General features: G+C 70.5%; 18 protein-coding genes and 1 pseudogene. 11 read left to right on the top strand and 8 right to left on the bottom strand.

Features of this window, described 5'->3' with window-relative positions:
- Positions 1 to 611: 611 nt before the first annotated feature.
- Positions 612 to 1,796 carry an amidase domain-containing protein gene (locus tag OG975_RS12095; RefSeq protein WP_406329118.1) on the top strand — a complete coding sequence of 395 codons (1,185 nt, stop codon included), beginning with the start codon at positions 612 to 614 and terminating at the stop codon, positions 1,794 to 1,796.
- Positions 1,797 to 1,846: 50 nt separating this feature from the next.
- Positions 1,847 to 2,311 carry a hypothetical protein gene (locus OG975_RS12090; RefSeq protein WP_406329117.1) on the top strand — a complete coding sequence of 155 codons (465 nt, stop codon included), beginning with the start codon at positions 1,847 to 1,849 and terminating at the stop codon, positions 2,309 to 2,311.
- A gap of 29 nt (positions 2,312 to 2,340) precedes the next feature.
- Here OG975_RS12090 and OG975_RS12085 read toward each other — a convergent pair.
- Positions 2,341 to 2,451: pseudogene (locus tag OG975_RS12085) on the bottom strand (ATP-binding protein); the annotation flags it as partial.
- 291 nt (positions 2,452 to 2,742) lie between these two features.
- Here OG975_RS12085 and OG975_RS12080 point away from each other — a divergent pair.
- The 3 genes from OG975_RS12080 (at position 2,743) to OG975_RS12070 (ending at position 6,975) form a co-directional block, all read left to right on the top strand.
- A complete protein-coding gene (locus tag OG975_RS12080) occupies positions 2,743 to 3,501 on the top strand; it encodes a nucleotidyltransferase domain-containing protein (RefSeq protein WP_406329116.1) in 759 nt (252 codons plus the stop codon).
- Positions 3,502 to 3,785: 284 nt separating this feature from the next.
- Positions 3,786 to 4,517, top strand: coding sequence for a hypothetical protein (locus tag OG975_RS12075; RefSeq protein WP_327427918.1), 732 nt, complete (start codon positions 3,786 to 3,788; stop codon positions 4,515 to 4,517).
- Between the two features lie 586 nt (positions 4,518 to 5,103).
- Entirely contained in the window at positions 5,104 to 6,975 is a 1,872-nt protein-coding gene (locus OG975_RS12070; RefSeq protein ID WP_406329115.1) for an FUSC family protein, read from the top strand.
- A 52-nt stretch (positions 6,976 to 7,027) separates the two neighbouring features.
- Here the strand turns inward: OG975_RS12070 and OG975_RS12065 are convergent, their stop codons facing one another.
- Positions 7,028 to 7,981, bottom strand: a complete 954-nt coding sequence (locus OG975_RS12065) for an endonuclease/exonuclease/phosphatase family protein (RefSeq protein WP_406329114.1) — start codon at positions 7,979 to 7,981, stop codon at positions 7,028 to 7,030.
- Between the two features lie 128 nt (positions 7,982 to 8,109).
- Between OG975_RS12065 and OG975_RS12060 the strand changes: the two genes are divergently transcribed.
- From OG975_RS12060 to OG975_RS12050, 3 genes are all read left to right on the top strand, one after another.
- Positions 8,110 to 9,453 carry an amidohydrolase gene (locus OG975_RS12060; protein WP_406329113.1) on the top strand — a complete coding sequence of 448 codons (1,344 nt, stop codon included), beginning with the start codon at positions 8,110 to 8,112 and terminating at the stop codon, positions 9,451 to 9,453.
- 96 nt (positions 9,454 to 9,549) lie between these two features.
- Entirely contained in the window at positions 9,550 to 10,251 is a 702-nt protein-coding gene (locus OG975_RS12055) for a DUF899 domain-containing protein (protein ID WP_406329112.1), read from the top strand.
- A gap of 123 nt (positions 10,252 to 10,374) precedes the next feature.
- A complete protein-coding gene (locus OG975_RS12050) occupies positions 10,375 to 10,548 on the top strand; it encodes a hypothetical protein (RefSeq protein WP_327427913.1) in 174 nt (57 codons plus the stop codon).
- A gap of 59 nt (positions 10,549 to 10,607) precedes the next feature.
- On the opposite strand, the gene OG975_RS12045 is transcribed toward OG975_RS12050, so the two are convergent.
- From OG975_RS12045 to OG975_RS12035, 3 genes are all read right to left on the bottom strand, one after another.
- Complete coding sequence (locus OG975_RS12045; RefSeq protein WP_406329111.1) at positions 10,608 to 12,479, bottom strand: ABC transporter ATP-binding protein; 1,872 nt, start codon at positions 12,477 to 12,479, stop codon at positions 10,608 to 10,610.
- A gap of 317 nt (positions 12,480 to 12,796) precedes the next feature.
- Positions 12,797 to 13,189 carry a hypothetical protein gene (locus tag OG975_RS12040; protein WP_330303803.1) on the bottom strand — a complete coding sequence of 131 codons (393 nt, stop codon included), beginning with the start codon at positions 13,187 to 13,189 and terminating at the stop codon, positions 12,797 to 12,799.
- Between the two features lie 50 nt (positions 13,190 to 13,239).
- A complete protein-coding gene (locus OG975_RS12035; RefSeq protein WP_406329110.1) occupies positions 13,240 to 13,893 on the bottom strand; it encodes an ATP-binding protein in 654 nt (217 codons plus the stop codon).
- Between the two features lie 211 nt (positions 13,894 to 14,104).
- Here OG975_RS12035 and OG975_RS12030 point away from each other — a divergent pair, with 211 nt between their 5' ends.
- Together OG975_RS12030 and OG975_RS12025 are read left to right on the top strand one after the other, a co-directional pair.
- Positions 14,105 to 14,965, top strand: a complete 861-nt coding sequence (locus tag OG975_RS12030; protein WP_327427910.1) for a helix-turn-helix transcriptional regulator — start codon at positions 14,105 to 14,107, stop codon at positions 14,963 to 14,965.
- Positions 14,966 to 15,229: a DUF397 domain-containing protein gene (locus OG975_RS12025; RefSeq protein WP_327427909.1), complete on the top strand. Its 264-nt coding sequence runs from the start codon at positions 14,966 to 14,968 to the stop codon at positions 15,227 to 15,229.
- A 103-nt stretch (positions 15,230 to 15,332) separates the two neighbouring features.
- On the opposite strand, the gene OG975_RS12020 is transcribed toward OG975_RS12025, so the two are convergent.
- Positions 15,333 to 15,815: a fused DSP-PTPase phosphatase/NAD kinase-like protein gene (locus tag OG975_RS12020; RefSeq protein WP_406329109.1), complete on the bottom strand. Its 483-nt coding sequence runs from the start codon at positions 15,813 to 15,815 to the stop codon at positions 15,333 to 15,335.
- Between the two features lie 189 nt (positions 15,816 to 16,004).
- Positions 16,005 to 17,414, bottom strand: coding sequence for a PLP-dependent aminotransferase family protein (locus tag OG975_RS12015; protein ID WP_406329108.1), 1,410 nt, complete (start codon positions 17,412 to 17,414; stop codon positions 16,005 to 16,007).
- Positions 17,415 to 17,461: 47 nt separating this feature from the next.
- Between OG975_RS12015 and OG975_RS12010 the strand changes: the two genes are divergently transcribed.
- A complete protein-coding gene (locus OG975_RS12010; protein WP_406329107.1) occupies positions 17,462 to 17,989 on the top strand; it encodes a carboxymuconolactone decarboxylase family protein in 528 nt (175 codons plus the stop codon).
- A gap of 97 nt (positions 17,990 to 18,086) precedes the next feature.
- Here the strand turns inward: OG975_RS12010 and OG975_RS12005 are convergent, their stop codons facing one another.
- On the bottom strand, positions 18,087 to 19,574 hold the full coding sequence (locus OG975_RS12005; protein WP_406329106.1) for a glutamate synthase subunit beta: 1,488 nt from the start codon (positions 19,572 to 19,574) through the stop codon (positions 18,087 to 18,089).
- Between the last annotated feature and the right edge of the window lie 35 nt (positions 19,575 to 19,609).

Below are 19,609 nucleotides of genomic sequence, written 5' to 3'. Positions count from 1 at the left end.
CCAGGACCGCCTCCCGCCGCCGCTCCAGTTCGGCCCGTACAGCATCCGACCGGCGTACCGCACTCTCCGCAACCTCCCGGAACTCTTCGCTCCGCTCCGCGGCCTCGACCCGTTCGGCGCGATAGAGCCGGGTGTGCGGCGCGGACCTGAACCGCGGATTGACGCTGAGCCGATCGGGCGCGCCCAGCAGCCGGCGGACTATCCCGCCGGTCCACCCCCGTGCCCTCAGCCCCGCCGCCGAGACATACCTCTGCCCGTCTTCCTGGCATCCAGTCACCGCTACCTCCCCCGTAGCCACTTCTTGGTCACAGTCTGTGACGACACCTCTCATTTGTAACGCGCCCCACTGACAATCACCCGAGGTCGATGCCGAGGGATGCCACGGAGCGTGAGGGAGAAGTAGCCATGGCTGCTGGAGAAGCACCCGCGCACGTCAGTCCCGACGGAAGGTGTCAGCTGCAACGCGGCGACATGCGCGGAGTCCCGATTCACGTGCGAGGAATCAGACATTCCAGGATCAAGAACCTGCCACATGGGAACGCGGCGTTCGAACGGGATCTCTTGACTCGCAGGCTGACCCGACCAGTCAGCTTGTGATCACAGGGGGTTCCATGCGCACCGCGCACCACAGACACGTTGTCGTCGCAGCCACGGCCGCGGCGACTCTCGCGCTCGTCGGTATACCCGCCGGCGCCCAGCCCGCTTCCGCCGCCGAGTCGGCCTCGGCGAGCGCCGACGCCTCGGCACTGGCCGGGCTCGCCGAGGGGTATCTGCAACAGCGGGCCGACATGCTGACCACGTCTCCTCCCAAGGCGCGGACCGCGCTCGCCCATGTCTGGGCCACACGCTCCATGGCCGCTCAGACGCAGGACGATCTCGCCGCGCTCGCCGAGAAGGGCAGGCGGTACAAGGAGGTCGACGGCGGCTACACGCAGGCGCAGGTCGACGTGAAGGTCGACGACACGACCGTCGACGGCGGGACGGCGACGCTTCAGCTGACCGAACACACCCGCCTCCGGCTGCCGTTCACGCCCCAGGAGGTCGAGGAGGGAGCGCCGGAGTACGAGGAACTCTCGCTCCCGCACACCGTGAAGTTCACCCAGGGCTCCGACGGCGCGTGGCTGCTGTCGTCGGACAAGGCCGACACCGAGGGCGGGCCGACTCCGACGACGCAGGTGGCCGACACGGACGCCGAGGCCACCGCCGACGACGGGGGCGGCGCACCGGATGAGGACGAGGGCGGCAAGGACGACGTGGCCGACACCACCCCGCTGCCCGACAGCGGCGCGTCCGACGCCGTCAAGCCGGGGGTATCGGCCGCCTACAACTACAACAAGATGGTGGCCTACGCCGACAGGTACTGGGATCACCACAACGACGCGTACCGCACCTACGGCAACGACTGCACCAACTTCATCTCCCAGGCGATGCTGGCCGGCGGATGGGGCCCCAAGGGCGGCGCCCTCATCCAGCGGACCAGCAACAAGTACTGGTTCTACGGACCGACGAAGTTCTTCACCAGCTACACCTGGGCGGGCGCCGAGAACTGGTACTGGTTCGCCAAGAAGCACGCGAAGAGAACGAAGATCCTGGGCAATGTGTGGCAGCTGGCCAAGTCGGATGTGCTCCAGGCGGACTGGACCCGCAACAACAACATCGACCACTCGATGATCGTCACGAAGAAGTACCAGGGCACGCCGTACCTGACCTACCACACCGGCGACACCCACAACAAAAGCCTGAGCAAGCTCCTGTCCGATCACCCCCGTGCCTGGTGGTACGCACACCGCACCTGACAGGCTGCCACCCCCCACAGGAGAACCCGCAGATGAACAAGGAGCGCGCTGTGGAACGTCGACGTCTCTTGGCCGTGCCGGCCGTGCTGGCCGCGCTGGCCGTCGCCACCGGCTGCTCGACCCATGACGACAAGGCCGAATCCTCCCACTCGGCATCCTCCGACGGGGCACGCGACGCCGTCGAGGCATACGTGGACGCTCTCAACTCCCGGAGCGCCACCGGACTGATCAAGGTCGGCGGCGTCAAGGACGAGGCTTGGTCGCGACAGGAGGCCGCACAGATCCTCGCGGACAGGGGCGGGCGGGAGTGGAAGATCAAGGATGTCCAGATCGACCGCGACATGGGCCCGAACACCGGATCGGCCCGCCTTGTTGCTGAGGGCAAGGCAGGCAAGTCCCTGCGCGACACGTTCACCGTGACACGGGAGAAGGGGGTGTGGCACCTGGCCGTCTTCACCCACCAGCCGAACGGGAAGGGCAAGGAGTCCTCCTCGACCGACAAGCCCGCTTCCTGACACCGCGGAAGAGCCTCCCCGCGCCGTGTTCAGGGTGTGCCCGCCGGCGCGGGGAGGCGTAGCTCGGCCCATACGGTCTTGCCGGGGGCGGCGGGGCGAGAGGTGACACCCCAGTCGTCGGCGAGGGCGGCGATGAGGAGGCCGTGCAGGGCGAGTTGGAGATCCTCCGGGTCGAACTGGTCGCCGCACGGGAGGTCGGCGACACGCAGGCCGCGGACGACGTCCAGGCCGAGTGGCGCAGCCGCCTCCGCCGCACACTGCGGGCCGACCCGGAGGTGGTGGACCAACTCCGGGCGCTGCTGGCAGAGTTGGAACCTACGGCAGCCGAGCAGTCGAAGGGCAACGTCTACAACACCATCAGCGGCGGCGTGCAGCAGGCACCGTCGTCCGGCCCAGACGATCGGCGGTCTGACCATCGGAGAGCCGCGCCCGTGAACGAACCCGACGATGAGAAGTTCCTCGCCCACGTCGCCGACCGCCTCGCCGCCCTCCCCGCCGTTCTGGCCGTGGCCCTCGGCGGCTCCCGCGCGCAGGGCACCCACGGCCCGGACAGCGACTGGGACTTGGCGATCTACTACCGAGGCGACTTCGACCCCGAAGACCTCAGAGCCGTCGGCTGGCCCGGCGAGGTCTCCGCGATCGGCGGCTGGGGCGGCGGCGTTTTCAACGGGGGCGCCTGGCTGACCATCGGCGACCGTCGCGTCGACGTCCACTACCGCGATCTCGATGTTGTCGAGCACGAGTTGGCGGAGGCGGAGAGCGGCCGCTTCCGAGTGGAGCCGCTGCTCTTCCATCTCGCCGGGATTCCGAGCTACTTGGTCGTGGCCGAGCTCGTCGTCAATCAGGTGCTGAGGGGTGAGCTGCCCCGTTCGGCCGCGTATCCGGAGAAGCTCCGCCACACCGCTCCTGAACGCTGGTACGGCACAGCTCGGGCGACTCTCGCCTACGCGAAGGCCAATCACGCCCCGGCCGGTCGTCTCACGGAGGTCGCGGGTGCCCTCGCCACAGCCGCCATGCAGACCGGGCATGCCGTCCTGGCGGCACGGGGGGAATGGGTGACGAATGAGAAGCGGTTGCTGGAGCGCGCCGGGTTGAGAGGGATCGACGACATCCTCGGAAAGCTGCGGGCTGACCAGGAGGCGTTGGTTCGGGCAGTCACCGAAGCAGAGGCGCTCTTCGAGGCTTCCTGAATGTCAGCCGTGCTCTGGCGAGATTCGCGGTGTGGTTCCATCACGACCAGACCCACACGGGAAACTGCCCGGCTCCAGCGAATCCTCTGATCTGCAGTCGGACGGCACTGAGGCTGTTGGCTCCGGCGCCTTTGCATTGCCAGTCCAGACAATCCGATCGGCAAAGCCGCCGCGGGGGGATGACGTGTTCGCCGAGGCCCTGGTCGTCCGTTCCCGCCCGTACTGCAGGGCGACCTCGAATAATCCTTCGAGTAAGCCCAGTTGCCACTGCTACCGTCTCCCACGTGGCGAAACTCAATCAGATCATCGCAGTAGAGAAGGGCATCAAGTCCAAGTCTCATCAGGACCTGACGGCCGCTCACCATGGGCTGCAGAAGCCGGCGTTGCTGGCCGGAATCTCGCGGACGTATCAGCCGAAGGACGAGGAGGGTGAGCAGTTGCCGCCCGAGTCGACTCGGGTGCAGGTGCAGGCTGAGGATGTGTTGCGGGAGACCGCGGGGACGCTGACGCGGCTGTTTGATGTGACCGCCACGAAGGACTGGGCCAACTGCTCGGCGCGGGCGGATGTGAAGGTGGACGGGCGAGTGCTCGTTGCCGAGGTGCCGGTGTCGTATCTGCTGTTTCTTGAGAAGCAGCTCACCGATCTCAATGCGTTTGTGCGGAAGTTGCCCGTTCTCGATGCCTCCGAGTCCTGGGTGCAGGACCCGTCCACCGATGCCTGGAAGACCGAGCCGGTGCGGACGCTGCGGACCAAGAAAGTGCCTCGGAACCATGTCAAAGCCGAGGCCACGGAGAAGCATCCCGCTCAGGTCGAGGTGTATTACGAGGACATACCGGTCGGGTACTGGACGACCGTGAAGTTCTCCGGCGCCCTGCCCGCGCGGCGGGTGAATGAACTTCTCGACCGGGTCGAGAAGTTGCAGCAGGCCGTCAAGTTCGCCCGTGAGGAGGCGAACGGCGTGGACGTCGTCGACCAGCGGGTCGGGGACGCCGTGTTCGGCTACCTGTTCGGGTAGCCTCAAGAACTCCCCGGCCACCACGCACCACGGCCGGGGTGCGCGAGGAGCGCAAGCTGAAGCTGAAGCTTGTCGTGATGGAGTGGCCAGGGCTCAGAACCAGCCGCGATCAATCTCAGACTCTTGCTCCAGACTCAGTATTCGCCGCCGATCGCCGGATCGACCGGGCCCAGGCCCCGGGACGTCGAAATGCTGGTTCAAGTCCAGCCCGCGCAGCTCGATGCGTGGTGGTCCAAAGGCAGGACGCGGCGACATAACGACTGACCTGGGTCCTCAAGCGTGCCGGCGTGCGAAATGGGCGGCATCACAGGGTCCGGGGGCCGGCTACGCCCTCGGGCCCGCTCCGCGTTGAGCAGCTGAACGGGCTCGCTCCGCGGTCAGCAGCGGAACGGGAGCGCTCCGCGGTCTGTCTCCCAAGGGCTCGTCGCCGATTGCGTTCATAAAGTTCGCGGCATCCCCGGGACGTGTCACCTCCTGGAAATACGTACGTTCCATTTCCTCCAGCAACGCGATCTACCCTGGTACGACAACAGCCCGGCCGACGTCGCCCGAAGGCACCCGCCCGCCCTCGTCCGACAGGAGCCCCGTGCCACTCCCCAGCGTCGCCGTACCGCCCTGGCTCGCCCACGCCCTGCGCGCACAGCGCGGGCCCGTGCCCTGGAGTGCGGTGGGGCGGGGTGCGTTGGCCGCCGGGCCGCTGCTCCTCGTGGCGGTGCTGAGTGGGCGTACCTCTCTCGGAGTCGTCGCCGCCCTCGGAGCCATGCTCGCCGGGATCAACGACCGGCCCGGGAGTCGGCGCGCCGCCGTCAAGAGGCTCGGGCTGCCCGCGCTCGCGGGGGCCGGGGGGCTGCTCGTGGGGTCGTACGCCGGACTGCACGTTGGGGCCGTCGCGCTCACTCTTCTTCTCACCCTGTTCGGGCTCGTCGCCGGAGCCGTCAGCGCCATCGGGCCCGTCGCCTCCGGGGCCGGGACACAGTTGCTGGTCGCCTCGGCCATCGGGGCCGGGATGCCGTTGCCCGAACCCGGGTGGCAGCGTGCGGTCTTCTTCCTCGCCGGGGCGGGTTGGCTTCTTGCGCTGCGGCTCGCGCTGCCGACAACGGGCGTCAGCGCCGGGGACTACCGGTTCGACGGGGAGCGGGATGCCGTCGGTGGTGTGTACGACGCGATCGCCGCGCTGCTCGACGCGGCCGGCGGACCGGACGCGAGCCGGCGGCGCGTCGAGCTGACCGCCGCGCTCGATCACGCGCAGGACGCGCTCGCCGGGCCCCGGCTGCGGCGGTACGCCAGTTCCGCGGCCGAGCGGCGGCTGCACGCGCAGTACGCCGCCGCGCTGCCGCTCGCCGAGGCAGCGACCGCGCTCGCCTGGGCGGGCGAGACCGTGCCCGCGCGGGCCGCGGAGGGGCCGCGGCGGCTCGCCGTCGCCGTGCGCACCGGTACCCACACCGGGCCGCTGCCCGCGCCCGCCCGCTCCGCACCCGCGCTGCGCGCCCTCGACGACGCGCTGCTGCACGCCGCCGACGCCTTCGACCGGGGCGGCGCCGGAGACACCCTGCACACCCGGCGTCGTACGGCTGCTTCCCTCGTGCGCACCGCGCTCGGTTCCGGAGGGCGTGAGTACGGGCTCCGGGTCGCCCTCAGCTTCGGCGCCAGCGCGGCCGTCGCGCAGGCCCTGCACCACGCCCGCTGGTACGGGAACCACTCCCACTGGTACTGGCTCCCCGCCACCGCCGTGTTCCTCGTCAAGCCCGATCTGGGGCCGCTCGCCTCGCGCGTGCTGTGCCGGGCGGCGGGGACCGTGCTCGGCGCGGTCGTCTTCGCGGGGCTCGCCGCCCTGCTGCCCCGGCCGGAGGGACTCATCGCCCTGGTCGCGGTCAGCGGTGCCCTGATCCCCGTGGCCACACGGCACTTCGCCGCGCAGACCGCCGTCGTCACCGTCCTCGTACTTGCCCTAGTCATGGTGGGCGGGGAGCCGCAGGCCTCCTGGAGCCGGATCGGCGAGACGCTGCTGGCCTGCGGGATCGTGCTGCTCGTCGGGCATCTGCCTGCGCTCGGGCAGCGCGGCGGGACGGTACGGGCGCGGATCGTCCGTGCCGCGGAGGCGGCGGACGCCTATCTCACGCATGTGCTGAACGACGGCACGACAGAGGACCGGGCCGGCCGGTGGATCCTGCGGCGCGAGGCCTATCGCGCGCTCGCCGAGGCCCGCGCCGCGATCGACCTCGCCGCCGCCGAACTCCCCGCCCTCGCACGGCATGCGGAGGGTACGGACGAGGTCGCGGCCACCCTCGAACGGCTCGTCGACACGACCACGGCGTGCGCCGTCCAGCTCGACGACACCGGACGGCTCACACCTCGGCACACCGAGCGGATCGCCGAACTCCTCGACGAGCTGGCCGAGCGCCGGGAGCGGGCGGGGCTGATGACATCCAAGACGCACAAGCTCCCCGTCGCTGTCTGAGCGTCAATCCGCCGTCCTTGCCGGGCCGTTGGCCACCATCACCGTCCGACCATTACGGCTGCACCCGCACCCACACCGGCGCATGGTCCGACCCTGCCACCCCGCGTCGTTCGCCCGGATCCGCGCCCACCGACGGCAGCCGGAGCTGCTGCTCGCCGGGCAGACCCGTACCGGCGGCGGTGACCCGACGCACCAGCTGATGGCTGACCAGGATGTGGTCGATCAGTTCGCGGCGCCCCGAGTTGACGCGGGAGTAGCGCTGGTCGGCCGGGATGAGCGGGGCCACGTCCCACAGGCGCGTCGCGTCGCCCGCGTCCGCGTGGTCGTACCCGGGGGTGCCGATCTCGGAGCCGGGCGGGCCGAGGAGGATCTGGGTGGTCGCGGCCTGCACCTCGTCGTTGAGGTCGCCGAGCACCGCCACATCGCGGGTGCGGCCCTCGCCGGCCAGAAGCTCGTCGGCCAGCGCGCGCAGCGCCGCGGCCTCGGCGGTCCGCCGGTACAGGGCGTACGCGCCGTAGCGGGCCCGTTCGCCCTCGTCGCGCGGCTGGAAGCGCCCGCCGGGGTACGAGAGCAGCTTCGACTTGAGATGGCAGACCGCCACCCTCAGGGACAGGGCCCGGGTCGTGACCTCCACCGCCAGGAAGCCGCGGCCCGCGTGCGACACGGTGGCGCCGCGGTCGTCGGCCTGGACGGGGCGCAGCGGCTCCGGGAAGGCGTTCGTGTCGGCGAGCACCTGTGGCACCACCCGGCTGAGGAAACCGACCCTGATCCCCCGGTCGTCCGGATGACCGGAGAGCGTGACCTGCCAGTCGCCGTCCAGCATTCCGGCCAGGTCGGCGAGCGCGTCCGGGTCCCCGACCTCCTGTACGCCCAGCAGAGTCGGGTCGAGTTCCGTGATGACGGCGGCCAGGGCGGCGAGCTTCGTCTCGTACGCGGCCTTGTCCTTCGGTCCGAAGGGGCCGCCGGGCCGGTACAGGTTCTCCAGGTTCCAGGTGCCGAGGAGCATGCCGGCTCCTTCCAGAAGGCGGGCTGTGGTGACGCCAGGGTGCTCGCGCAACCGGCCCGGCGACAGGGCTGGGACGGGATGCGCGGTTCACCTCCCTCCGCGGCACGACACCGTCGTACGGTGAGGCGATGACGCAGTCTCCCGCCGATCTCCTCATCACCGGATGCACCGCACTGGTGCACGACGGTCAGGAGGAGATCGAGTTCTTCGAGAACGCCTCGATCGTCGTACGAGACGGGGTCATCGACGCGATCACCGACGACGTACGCGGACTGGACGCCGTCGAGCACATCGACGCCCGCGGTCAGGTGGCGATGCCAGGGTTCATCAACTGCCACACCCACTCGCCGATGGTCGCCCTGCGCGGCATCGCCGAGGACCTGCCGGCCGAGGAGTGGTTCAACGACTACATCTGGCCCATCGAGTCCAACCTCACGGAAAAGGACGTGGAGTTGGGGGCGCGGCTCGCCTGCGCCGAGATGATCCGCGCAGGCGTGACCTGCTTCGCCGACCACTACTTCTCGATGGGCACCGTCGCCGCCGTGACGGCCGAGAGCGGGCTGCGCGCGCACCTGGGACAGGCCTTCTTCTCCTCGCAGGGTGCCCAAGGCCGGGAGAGGTCACTGGAGTTCGCGTTGCGGTATCGGGGCGGCGCCGACGGGCGCATCACGACCGCCCTCGCCCCGCACGCCCCCTACACCGTGGACGACGCCGACCTGGCCGCGACCGCCGAGCTTGCCCGCGAGCACGGCCTTCCGGTGCACCTCCATGCCTCCGAGAGCCGCGACCAGACGGACAACAGCCTTGCCCGCCACGGTCTTACGCCGATCGAGGTCCTGGAGCGCACCGGGCTCCTCGACACGGAACTCCTCATCGCGCACGGCACCGGCATCATCGACCGCGACCTGCCCGTACTGGAGCGCGCGACGGGACAGGTGGCCGTCGCGACCGCACCGCGCGGGTACCTGAAGTTCGCCTGGGACCCGACACCGGTACGGGCCCTGCGCGAGATCGGCGTCCCCGTCGGCCTCGCCACGGACGGAGCCGCCTCGAACAACTCCCTGGACATCTGGGAGTCCATGGCCCTCACCTCACTGGTACAGAAGTCGGCCGAGGGCGACCCACGCTGGCTGACGTCCCGTCAAGCCCTGCACCACGCAACCCTCCAGAGCGCGCGAGCCGTCGGTCTGGGGGAGCGGATCGGCAGTCTCGCGCGGGGCCGGCGGGCCGACATCATCCTGGTCGACCTCACCGGCCCGCACACCCAGCCGGTGCACGACCTCGCGGCCACACTCGTGCACAGTGCCCGCTCCAGTGACGTACGGACGACGATCGTCGACGGGCGCGTACTGATGCGGAACCGTCAGCTGCTCACGCTCGACCTGCCTTCCACGGTACGGGAGTTGGGGGAGCGGCTGCCCGCACTGGTCGACCGCGGCCACGGCCGGCGGATCCAGGAGTACGACACGTGATCCACCGTGCCGGAAAGAATCTCGGCGACGGGCCGATGAGTTCCGCTCCTTGCGCCAGTCCCTTACAGGAAGGGCACCGTTTCGTAGGAGGAGCACATGACGCTTCCGCAGATCGTCTCGCGTGAGGAGTGGCGCGCCGCTCGCGAGGAGCTGCTGCTCAAGGAGAAGGCCGCAACGCGTGCGCGGGACGCGCTCAACGCGGCACGGCGCGGGCTGCCGATGGTCGGGATCGACAAGGAGTACGTGTTCGAGGGCGGCGACGGGAAGGCGACGCTGCTCGACCTCTTCCGGGGGCGGGACCAACTCGTCGTCTACCACTTCATGTTCGCGCCCGAGTGGGACGCCGGCTGCCGCAGCTGCTCGGCGTTCCTCGACCAGATCGGGCACCTCGCGCATCTGCGGGCCCGCGGCACGGAGTTCGCCGCCGTCTCCCGGGCGCCGTACACGAAGATCCTTCCCTTCAAGGCCCGCATGGGCTGGACGGTGCCCTGGTACTCGTCGTACGACAGCGACTTCAACCACGACTTCCAGGTGTCGTTCGCGGGCGACGGCGAAGGTGGTGGCGAGCCCGGTGAACGTCCGGGCGTGAGCTGCTTCCTGCGGGACCGCGAACAGGTCTTCCACACGTACTCGACGTACGAGCGCGGCCTGGACGGGCTCGGCTCCACCACCAGCTTCCTCGACCTCACGGCACTCGGCCGGCAGGAGGAGTGGGAGGAGCCCAAGGGGCGCGCGTCCGCGCTGGGGGCGCCCGCGGGCAGCGAGCGGATCCGGTACCACGACGAGTACGAGGACTGAGAGTTCCCTCACACCGGGTGTACCGCCCCGTGTCGGCTACGTCTCAGTACGGTCACTTCGCGAGCCGTTCACCCCATGCAGGGCGTTTAACTCTATGAGAGCAGTACTACATGGAGGTGCAGGGTGAACGGGCGAACGGTGCTGGAGCGCTTTCCCGCCGGTGGGCCGCGCGGGTCGTGGCCCGCGGAGGAGTTCGCACAGGCGCGCCGCCAGGAGGGACAGGCCGTGGAGGTCGTCATGGATCTCTCCACGGACGCGTTCCTGGTCGTCGTGCGAGGTGCCGACGTCGTCGAGTGAGCTTCGCTGAGCGTGCCTCTCGTGTACGCGAGCGCGCCTCTCGTGAGCGTCGAGTGGGATCAGCCCCCGTCAGCCCCCCTTGGGGCCGGTACCTTCGACGTGAACTGCTCGGCCTGCAGTGAGTACAGCTCCGCGTAGATGCCGCCCGTGGCCAGGAGCTCGTCCGGGCTGCCGGACTCCACGAGGCGACCCTGGTCGAGGACGTGGACGAGATCGGCGTGGCGTACGGACGCCAGCCGGTGCGTGATCAGGATGACCGTCTGGCCGGTGCCCGCCAGGGCCCTGATCTTCTCGAAGACCTCCAACTCGGCCCGGGCGTCGAGCGCCGCCGTCGGCTCGTCCACGATCAGGATGGCGCCCCGCCGGTACGCGGCCCGCGCGATGCCGAGGCGCTGCCACTGCCCGCCCGACAGCTCGTGCCCGCCGCTGAAGCCGCGGCCCAGGAGCGTGTCCAGGCCCCGGGGCAGGTCCGCGACCACGTCCTCCGCCCCGGCCTCGGCGACCGACGAGGCCAGGCGCTCGTCCGTCAGTGGCGCCGAGGCGCGCCCGACCGCGACGTTGACGCGCGCCGTGAACGGCCACCGTTTGAAGTCCTGGGCCACCATCGCTATCCGCTCGGCGAGTTGATGCCGGTCGGCGGTCGCCGCGTCGACGTCGTCCCACAGGATCCGCCCGTGTTCGGGGGCGTAGAGCCCCGCGAGCAGCTTCACCAGGGTCGTCTTGCCCGAGCCGTTCTCGCCGACGAGTGCCACGATCTTGCCGAGCGGGACGCTGAGGGTGACGTCCGCGAGCGCGGGCCGGGCCGAGGTGCCCGGATAGGTGAACGTGACGTTCTCGAAGCGGATTTCGCGCGGATCGTCGGGAAGCGGATCACCGCCCACCGGGATCGCGCGCTCGGCCGCCTCGACGTACAGGCGTTGCAGGTCGCCCACGAACAGGGCTTCCTCGTGAAGGGAGTTGACCTCCAGGACGAGCGTGTCGAGGCTCGCGGAACCGGTGCGGATCGCGATCACGGCCGTACCGGCGACGGAGAGCGCCATCGCGCCGGCCAGCAGCAGCCCGCCGAGGGTCGCGTACGTCGCCACGGTGGCAAGTCCCGTCCAGGCGGCGGCGATCAGACCGGTGCGGGCGGAGAGCCGGGCCAGCCGTGCCTGTTCGGCCTCGGCGGTCTCCGACATCGAGCGGAAGTGGCGTAACAGGAACGGTCCGACGCCGTGCACGCGGATCTCCGGGGCCGCGGCGGGCTCGGTGAGCAGACTGCTGATGAGATGCCCGGCGCGGGCGTGCTGCACCCAGGTGTGGAACGACTCGTAGCGCCGCCGGGCGATGGTCAGCGCGCTCCAGGCGCTCGGCAGCGTCATCGTGACGAGCAGCGGCAGCAGCGCGGGGTGCAGCACCGTCAGGACGCCCGCCGCCGCGCACAGCGAGATCATCGCGTTCACCACTCGGGTGGCGATCGTGATCATGCTTCGGGCGGACCGGGCGCCGTACTGCGCGGTGTCCAGCAGCTTGTGGAACGCGTCGTCCTCGATCGCGGCCAGCTCCACGGCCGCCGCCCGCTCCAGATACAGCTCGGTCGCCACCCGCTCCACCTTCGGCTCCAGGCGTCCGGTGGCATACGTGGACGCGGCCCGCAGCAGCGCGGCGACCAGCATCACGGCGGCGACCGTGACCAACGCCGGGAGCGCGCCGCGCAGCCGGTCCCCGACCGGGCCGCTCGTCATCAGCCGCCCCAGCACGCTGTTGACCGCCAGCAGGCTGACCGCCTGGGCGCCGCCGCGGCTCAGCTCGGCGGCCAGCACGACACGGGCGGCGCGCGGGTCCGCCTTCCAGGCGAGGCGGAAGCTGGACGCGAGCAGCGACGGCAGCCGCGTCAGCATCGCGCGGAAGTTCAACTCCAGGAACGCGTCGGCGTGTTGGGACCAGCCCATGTCGTAGCGGAGCGGGCCGCCGAAGAGCAGATGTTCGGAATCGGAGGGCGGCGGTTTGTCGTTGCCGCGCTTCTTCCTACGTGTCGGCTTCCCATTCTTACGCGTCGGTTTCCCAGCCGATTCGCCCGTCGGCTTCTCCGCCGGCCTGCCCGCCGACTCGCCCGCTGATTTCTTCGCCGCTTTCCCCACCCATGGCCTCCCCGGGACTGCACGAACGGTGCTTTCCCCAGGAACGCGGCGCTCCACCCGTGGAGGCGGTGGTGTTTTGCGGCGACCGGCGCACTTCGGACACGTCCGGCAGCCCCCGGCCGGAGGGTTTACGCGCTGATCGGACGCGACCAAACGGGCGTCGTCCCCGTCATCCGGCACAGCGCCAGATAGAGGGGGATCGGCGGGGTGTAAGGAAGCGTGCCGTCCGGCTTGTGGATGAGACCGGGTGCGTCGGGCGCGTCCGGTACGACCGCCCCCGTGGCGTAGTGCGCGGGCGCGGGCCACTCCAGAGCGACGTCGGAGTCGGAGGGCACGAGCAGCCACCAGCGCGACCCGTCCGCGTAGACACAGCCCACGCGGGGCAGCCGCGGCAGCAGCAGCGGTCCGAACCGGGCGGGCACCGACACCGCGTCGCAGCCCAGCGGCACGGTCATGCCCTCGGGTACGAGGAGACGCCTCAGCGGCCCGGACATCCGCTGCCCGCGCTTCATGCGGACCATCGTGTCCAGGCTCAGGACCTGGGCTCCAGGCCCTGCCGCCGGCGTACCCCTCACACCCTCCCCCAATCCGGGTTGCGCTCGATCGGCGGGACCCCCGGGGTCCGCGTTCCCCAGGACGCTTCCGTCCCGGTTCCCCGGCCGTCGGCCGGGGGCTTCTTCGCGCTCCAGCCCAAGTCCGACCGGGCTTCGGTGGCCCCGTCCTGCCCGTCCTGCCCGTCCGCGCCGCCGCGCTCCAGCTCCGCCCAGACCAGCAGGCCGGGCCCCGTGTCCTGAGCCCCCCAGGCCCTGGACACGGCCGCGACGAGGAGCAATCCCCTCCCGTGCTCCTCCTCGGGCCGCTGCGGCGAGGGGTGCGGCTCACCCGGAGCGCATCCCTCGTCACGTACCGCTATCCGCACCACGTCGGAGGCATCGTGCAGCTCACAGAGGACGCGCTCGCCGGCGGCGTGCACGATCGCGTTGGTGACCAGCTCGGAGATGACGAGGGCCGCCGTGTCGCAGGTGTCCTCGCACACCGCCCAGCCGGACAGCCGGGCACGTGCCAGACGTCTCGCCTGAGCCACGGAGCCCGGGTGTGCGGCCAGCTCGAAGCGGAACCGGCGCTCGGCGGCCGCGCCGGGCCGGAGCCCTGCGGCGGCACGGAGACCGATTTGGTCTTCGGCGGCGTCTGTTCCTAACGGCGCGGACGGAGTCACGCTTGCCACTATCGCCCCGCCGTGAACACTTGGCAAGTGTCACTCTGAAAAATGCAGAGTGCCGTGTGACGCGGTGAGGGCGCGTGGCACACTGCTCGCAACAGCACGCCGAGCGGCGCCAGTTGGGATCGTCGAAGAGGACGAGGAAGAACCCGTACGGCGCCGCCCGGCCTGTCCGGACTCTGTGGACGGGCTGTCATGGACTCAGTGGAGGTGGGACGTGAGCGAACCGCGGTCCGCGCCGACGGTCGGTCAGGTGGTCCTCGGCCGACGCCTGCTGGACCTGCGGGAACGCGCGGGTCTCAAGCGTGAGGAGGCCGCGCGCATCCTGCGTGTCGCGCCCGCCACGGTCCGCCGTATGGAGATGGCCGAGGTCTCCCTCAAAATTCCGTACCTCCAACTGCTGCTGAAGTCGTACGGCGTCAGCGACGAGGAGGCCGAGGCCTTCGTCCAACTGGCCGAGGAGGCCAACAAACCCGGCTGGTGGCAGCGGTTCCACGACATCCTGCCGGACTGGTTCTCGATGCACGTGAGCCTGGAGGGCGCGGCCGCCCTCATCCGCTCGTACGAACCCCACTTCGTGCCCGGGCTGCTGCAGACCGAGGACTACGCGCGCGGCGTCATGAAGGCGGGCGCCATCGGCCAGACCAGGCCCGAGGACATCGAGCGGCACGTGGCGCTGCGCATACAGCGCCAGGATCTGCTCACCCGCGCGGACGCGCCCCGGATCTGGGCCGTGATGGACGAGACGGCCCTGCGCCGCCCCATCGGCGGTCCCGAGGTGATGCGCGCCCAGATCGACAAGCTGCTCCAGGCCACGAAGCTGCCCAACGTGACATTGCAGGTGATCCCGTTCTCCTCGGGGCCGCACCCCGGCACGTACGGGCCCTTCGTGCTGTTCCGCTTTGCCATGCCGGAGCTCCCGGACATGGTCTACAGCGAGTACCTGACCGGCGCCGTCTACCTGGACGCGCGCTCGGAGGTGGCGACCCACCTCGAGGTCATGGACCGCATGGCGGCTCAGGCCGCCACGGCACATCGCACGAAGGAGATCCTCCGGGATCTCCGCAAGGAGCTGTGAATGGAACGCATCAAGCCGCGGATACGCGACGTGCGCATCTACAACGGAATGCCCGCCCGCGAACTGGGCAACGAGGGCTGGCACAAGCCGTGGAGCGGCGGGAACGGCGGCAACTGCCTGGAGGCGATGAAGCTCGCCGACGGGCGCATCGCGGTCCGCCAGTCGGCGGATCCGGACGGACCCGCCCTGATCTACACGCCTGGCGAGATGACCGCGTTCATCCAGGGCGCGAAGGCGGGGGAGGCGGACTTCCTTCTGTCGTGATCCACTTGTGTTCCCCTTTCCCCTTTCCCCTTTCCCCGACTTCCCTAATTGTGGCACTGAGTTGATGACTTACTTCGATATGAATCCTTACCACGGCACGGACTTACGGAGAGGCTGGGGCTACAGCCGGGACCACATGCGCCGCGGAGCGTCCACCAGGCGGCTCACGGCGACCACCGGGAACGGCGGCTGGTCCGCGTGGCCCGGGCCGAGGCTCAGCCCGTAGTAGATCTCCGGTCCGCACGAGATACGCCGCCGCCATCGCCCCCGTACGCCCGACTCCCGCACCGCAATGCACGAACACCGGCTCCGACGCCTCGCCGACCACGTCGAGAAAACGCTCGACCTGGCGGGGCGTCGGGGTCTGCCCGTCACGGACGGGCAGACGTACGACATCGAGCCCGGCCTCTCGGGGCGCGGCGAGCTGGGCCGCGGACAGGTCTTCGGCGCGCAGGTCCACGACGGTGGTGAACCCGTGGCGCGCCAGCCCTCGATAGCCCTCGGGCGAGGGTGCCCGCACTGCCGTCCCTGAATTCCTCCCCCCCTCGCGCGCACCGTCTTCGTGACGTTCGTCGAGCGTCGTCATCGAGCACCCTCCAGGACCGATCGCCAACAGGGGGACGCGCGGGGGTGGCCCTGCGCCTGACGACGGAACGAAGGATGGGGGAGGGGCACTGTCACGCCCGGTTCACGGCCGCGACGGCAACACGCCTCCTGCTCTCCGATCCCACCGCCCTTGTGCTCCACGTCAGTTGGAGGTCACTTTCCGGCCAGGTCAGCCCGGTGGCAGCACTCCGCACAACGCGTCGAGCGCCGCCCCATAGGCATGCTCCGCGGGCGTCGCATAGCCCACCACCAGCCCGTCCGGAGCGGCCGTCACCGCCTCCGGATGCCGGAACTCGGCGAGCCCGTCGAGCGCGACGCCCTGCCAGACCGCCGCCTTGACCGTCGACTGCTCGGTCCCCGGCGGCAGCCGCAGCACCGCGTGCAGCCCGGCCGCGATCCCGGTGACCTCGATGTGCGGCGCCTGAGCGGCGAGCGCGGCGACGAGCCGGTCCCGCCGCCCCCGGTACCGCTGCCGCATACGCCGCACGTGACGGTCGTACGACCCGGAGACGATGAAGTCCGCGAGCGTCAGCTGGTCCAACGCGCTCGCCCACGCCTCCCGTTCGCCCTTGACGGCGAGTACGGCATCGACGTACCGCTCCGGAAGGACCATCCAGCCGAGCCGCACCGCCGGCGACAGGCTCTTGCTGACCGAGCCGATGTGGATGACCCGCTCCGGATCGAGACCCTGCACGGCACCTACCGGTTTGCGGTCGTAGCGGAACTCCCCGTCGTAGTCGTCCTCCAGAATCACCCCTCCACGCGCGCGTGCCCAGTCGATCAGGGCGGCCCGTCGCGCGGGATGCAGCGGACCTCCGGTCGGGAACTGGTGGGCGGGCGTGAGCAGTACGGCCCGCTCCCTGCGCAACTCGCCCACCTGGGCGCCGTCTTCGTCCACAGGCAACGGCACGGTCCGTACGGGCGCGGCGGCCAGCAGTTCGCGGTGGAAGCCGAGGCCGTACGACTCGACGGCCAGCGGGCCCCGCAGGACATGCGGGAAGAGCAGCCGCAGGGCGTGCGCGAAACCCGAACAGATCACGATCCGCCCAGGCTCCGTGCGTACGCCACGCGCGCGTGCCAGGTATGCGGCGAGTGCCTCGCGCAGTTCGACCCGCCCCGCCGGATCACCGGGCCCGAAGGCCTCGTTGGGTGCCTGCTGGAGGGCCCGGCGGTACGACGCGAGCCAGGCGGCGCGCGGGAACGACGACGCGTCCGGCGTGCCCTGCCGTAGATCGTGCCGGGGTCCACGCGCGCGTGGAGGTGCCTTTTTGGGTACGCGCGCGGGGGCGCCCGGCGGTGCGGTGCGCTCTGCCACTCTGGTGCCCGAGCCCTGCCGGGCGGTCAGCCAGCCCTCGGCGACGAGCTCGGCGTAGGCGTCGGCGACCGTGTTGCGCGCGACGCCCAGGTCTACGGCGAGCGAGCGGTACGGCGGCAGCCGCGTACCCGGCGCGAGCCTGCCGTCGCGCACGGCCTCGCGCAGCGCACGGATCAGCGCGGCCCGCCGCCCACCCGAACCCGACAGCTCCAGGTGCAGGTCGGCACCTATCCGCTCCGCAGAATTGACCCATGAATCTGCCATGGAAATGCACCCTACAACCGGTCTTTCCAGCCCGTAGATTCATGGTCATGACGACGCACACGATGCACACGACGCACACGACGGCCGGCACCACTGTTCCTTCGGGTGGGGCGTCCGTGGCCGAAAATGCCCGCCTCGACTTCGCGAAGTCCGCTCCGAAGGTCTTCCGGGCCCTCATCGGCTTCGACGTGGCGGCTCGCGAGGGGCTCGACCCGGCCCTCGTCGAACTGATCCAGATCCGCGCCTCGCACCTCAACCACTGCGCGTACTGCCTCCACATGCACACCAACGACGCCCGCAAGGCCGGCGAGAGCGAGGACCGGCTGCACATGGTCGCGGTGTGGCGCGAGGCCCGGCACTTTTTCACGCCGCGGGAGCAGGCGGCCCTCGCCCTGACGGAGGCGGTCACGCGTGTCGCCGACGCGGGCGTGCCGGACGACGTGTACGCGCAGGCCGCCGCCCACTTCGAGGAGCAGGAGCTCGCCCATGTGCTGGCCCTGATCTTCACGATCAACACCTGGAACCGGGTGGCGCTGTCGACGGCGAAGGTGGCGGGCACGGACGAGCGCCGCTGACGCGCCGCAGCCTCCGGTCGATGCGCGGCCCGTGGCCCGCGACTCGGCGCCGCCGCACCGCCATCGGTCACACCGTCGTCGGTCACACCGCCCGCGGTCACACCGTCATCGGTCGGTCGTACGGCCCTATCGGCGCCGGAAGCTGCGACGTGCCCGTCAGTCGACGGTCCACCGCGGCGGCCGCGGCTCGCCCCTCGGCGATGGCCCAGACGATGAGGGACTGGCCGCGGGCCGCGTCCCCGGCGGCGTACACCCCGGGAACGTTGGTCGCGAAGTCCTGGTCCCGGGAGATCGTGCCGCGCGGTTCGAGGGTGAGGCCGAGCTGGTCGATCAGGCCGTCGTGGCGGTCGGGGCCCGAGAAGCCGAGGGCGAGCAGCACGAGGTCGGCGGGAAGGTCCCGCCCGGAGCCGGGTACCGGGCGCCGCCGCTCGTCGACCTCGACGAGGTGCAGTGCACGTACGTGCCCGTCCGCGTCCCCGGTGAAGCGGAGCGTGGACGCCGCGAAGAGCCGGGCGTCCGCGTCCGCCGCGGGCGCCGTCTCCAGCACGCCGGCCTCCTCGTGCGCGGCCGAGAGCCGGTAGATCTTGGGGTACGTCGGCCACGGCTCGGCGTCCTCGTCGCGCTCCGCCTCGGGCAGCGGATAGATGTCCAGCTGGGTCACTGACGCGGCGCCCTCGCGTACAGCCGTCCCCAGGCAGTCGGCGCCGGTGTCACCACCGCCGACGATCACGACGTGCTTGCCGGCCGCGGACAACGGCGAGACCTCCAGATCGCCCTCGCATACCCGGTCGGCCAGCGGCAGATACGCCATCGCCTGATGGATCCCGGCCAACTCCCGCCCGGGAACGTCCAGTTCGCGCCAGGCGGTGGCGCCCACGGCGAGCACGACGGCGTCGTAGCGTGATTTCAGCTCGGCGGCGCGGATGTCCCTGCCGATCGCCGTCGACGTACGGAACTTCGTTCCCTCCGCCCGCATTTGCTCCAGCCGCCGGTCCAGGTGCCGCTTCTCCATCTTGAACGCGGGGATCCCGTACCGCAGCAGCCCGCCGATCCGGTCTGCCCGCTCGTACACGGCGACGGTGTGCCCGGCCCGGGTCAGCTGTTGTGCGGCGGCGAGCCCGGCGGGCCCCGACCCGATCACCGCGACGGTCCGTCCCGACAGCCGGTCCGGCGGGCGCGGTGGAGTGAAACCGTCCTCCCAGGCCCGGTCGGCGATGGCCACTTCGACGTTCTTGATGGTGACCGCGGGCTGGTTGATCGCGAGCACACAACCCGCCTCGCACGGCGCCGGGCACAACCGCCCGGTGAACTCAGGGAAGTTGTTCGTCGCGTGCAGCCGGTCGCTCGCCGCCCGCCAGTCGTCCCGCGAGACCAGGTCGTTCCACTCGGGGATCAGATTGCCCAGCGGACAGGCGTCGTGGCAGAACGGGATTCCGCAGTCCATGCAGCGGTCGGCCTGTTTGCTGATGATCGGCAGCAGCGCCCCGGGGACGTACACCTCGTTCCAGTCCCGCACGCGTTCCTCGACGGGCCGGCGCGGGTACTCCTCGCGCGGGGTGGTCATGAATCCCTTGGGATCGGCCATGGCCGTCTCCCTCATGTACGCGTACCGGTGCGGGG

Origin of the sequence: Streptomyces sp. NBC_00203 (assembly GCF_045206325.1) — a bacterium.
Classification (GTDB): Bacteria; Actinomycetota; Actinomycetes; order Streptomycetales; family Streptomycetaceae; genus Streptomyces; species Streptomyces lutosisoli.
This window is presented reverse-complemented; position numbering and strand designations above follow the sequence as displayed.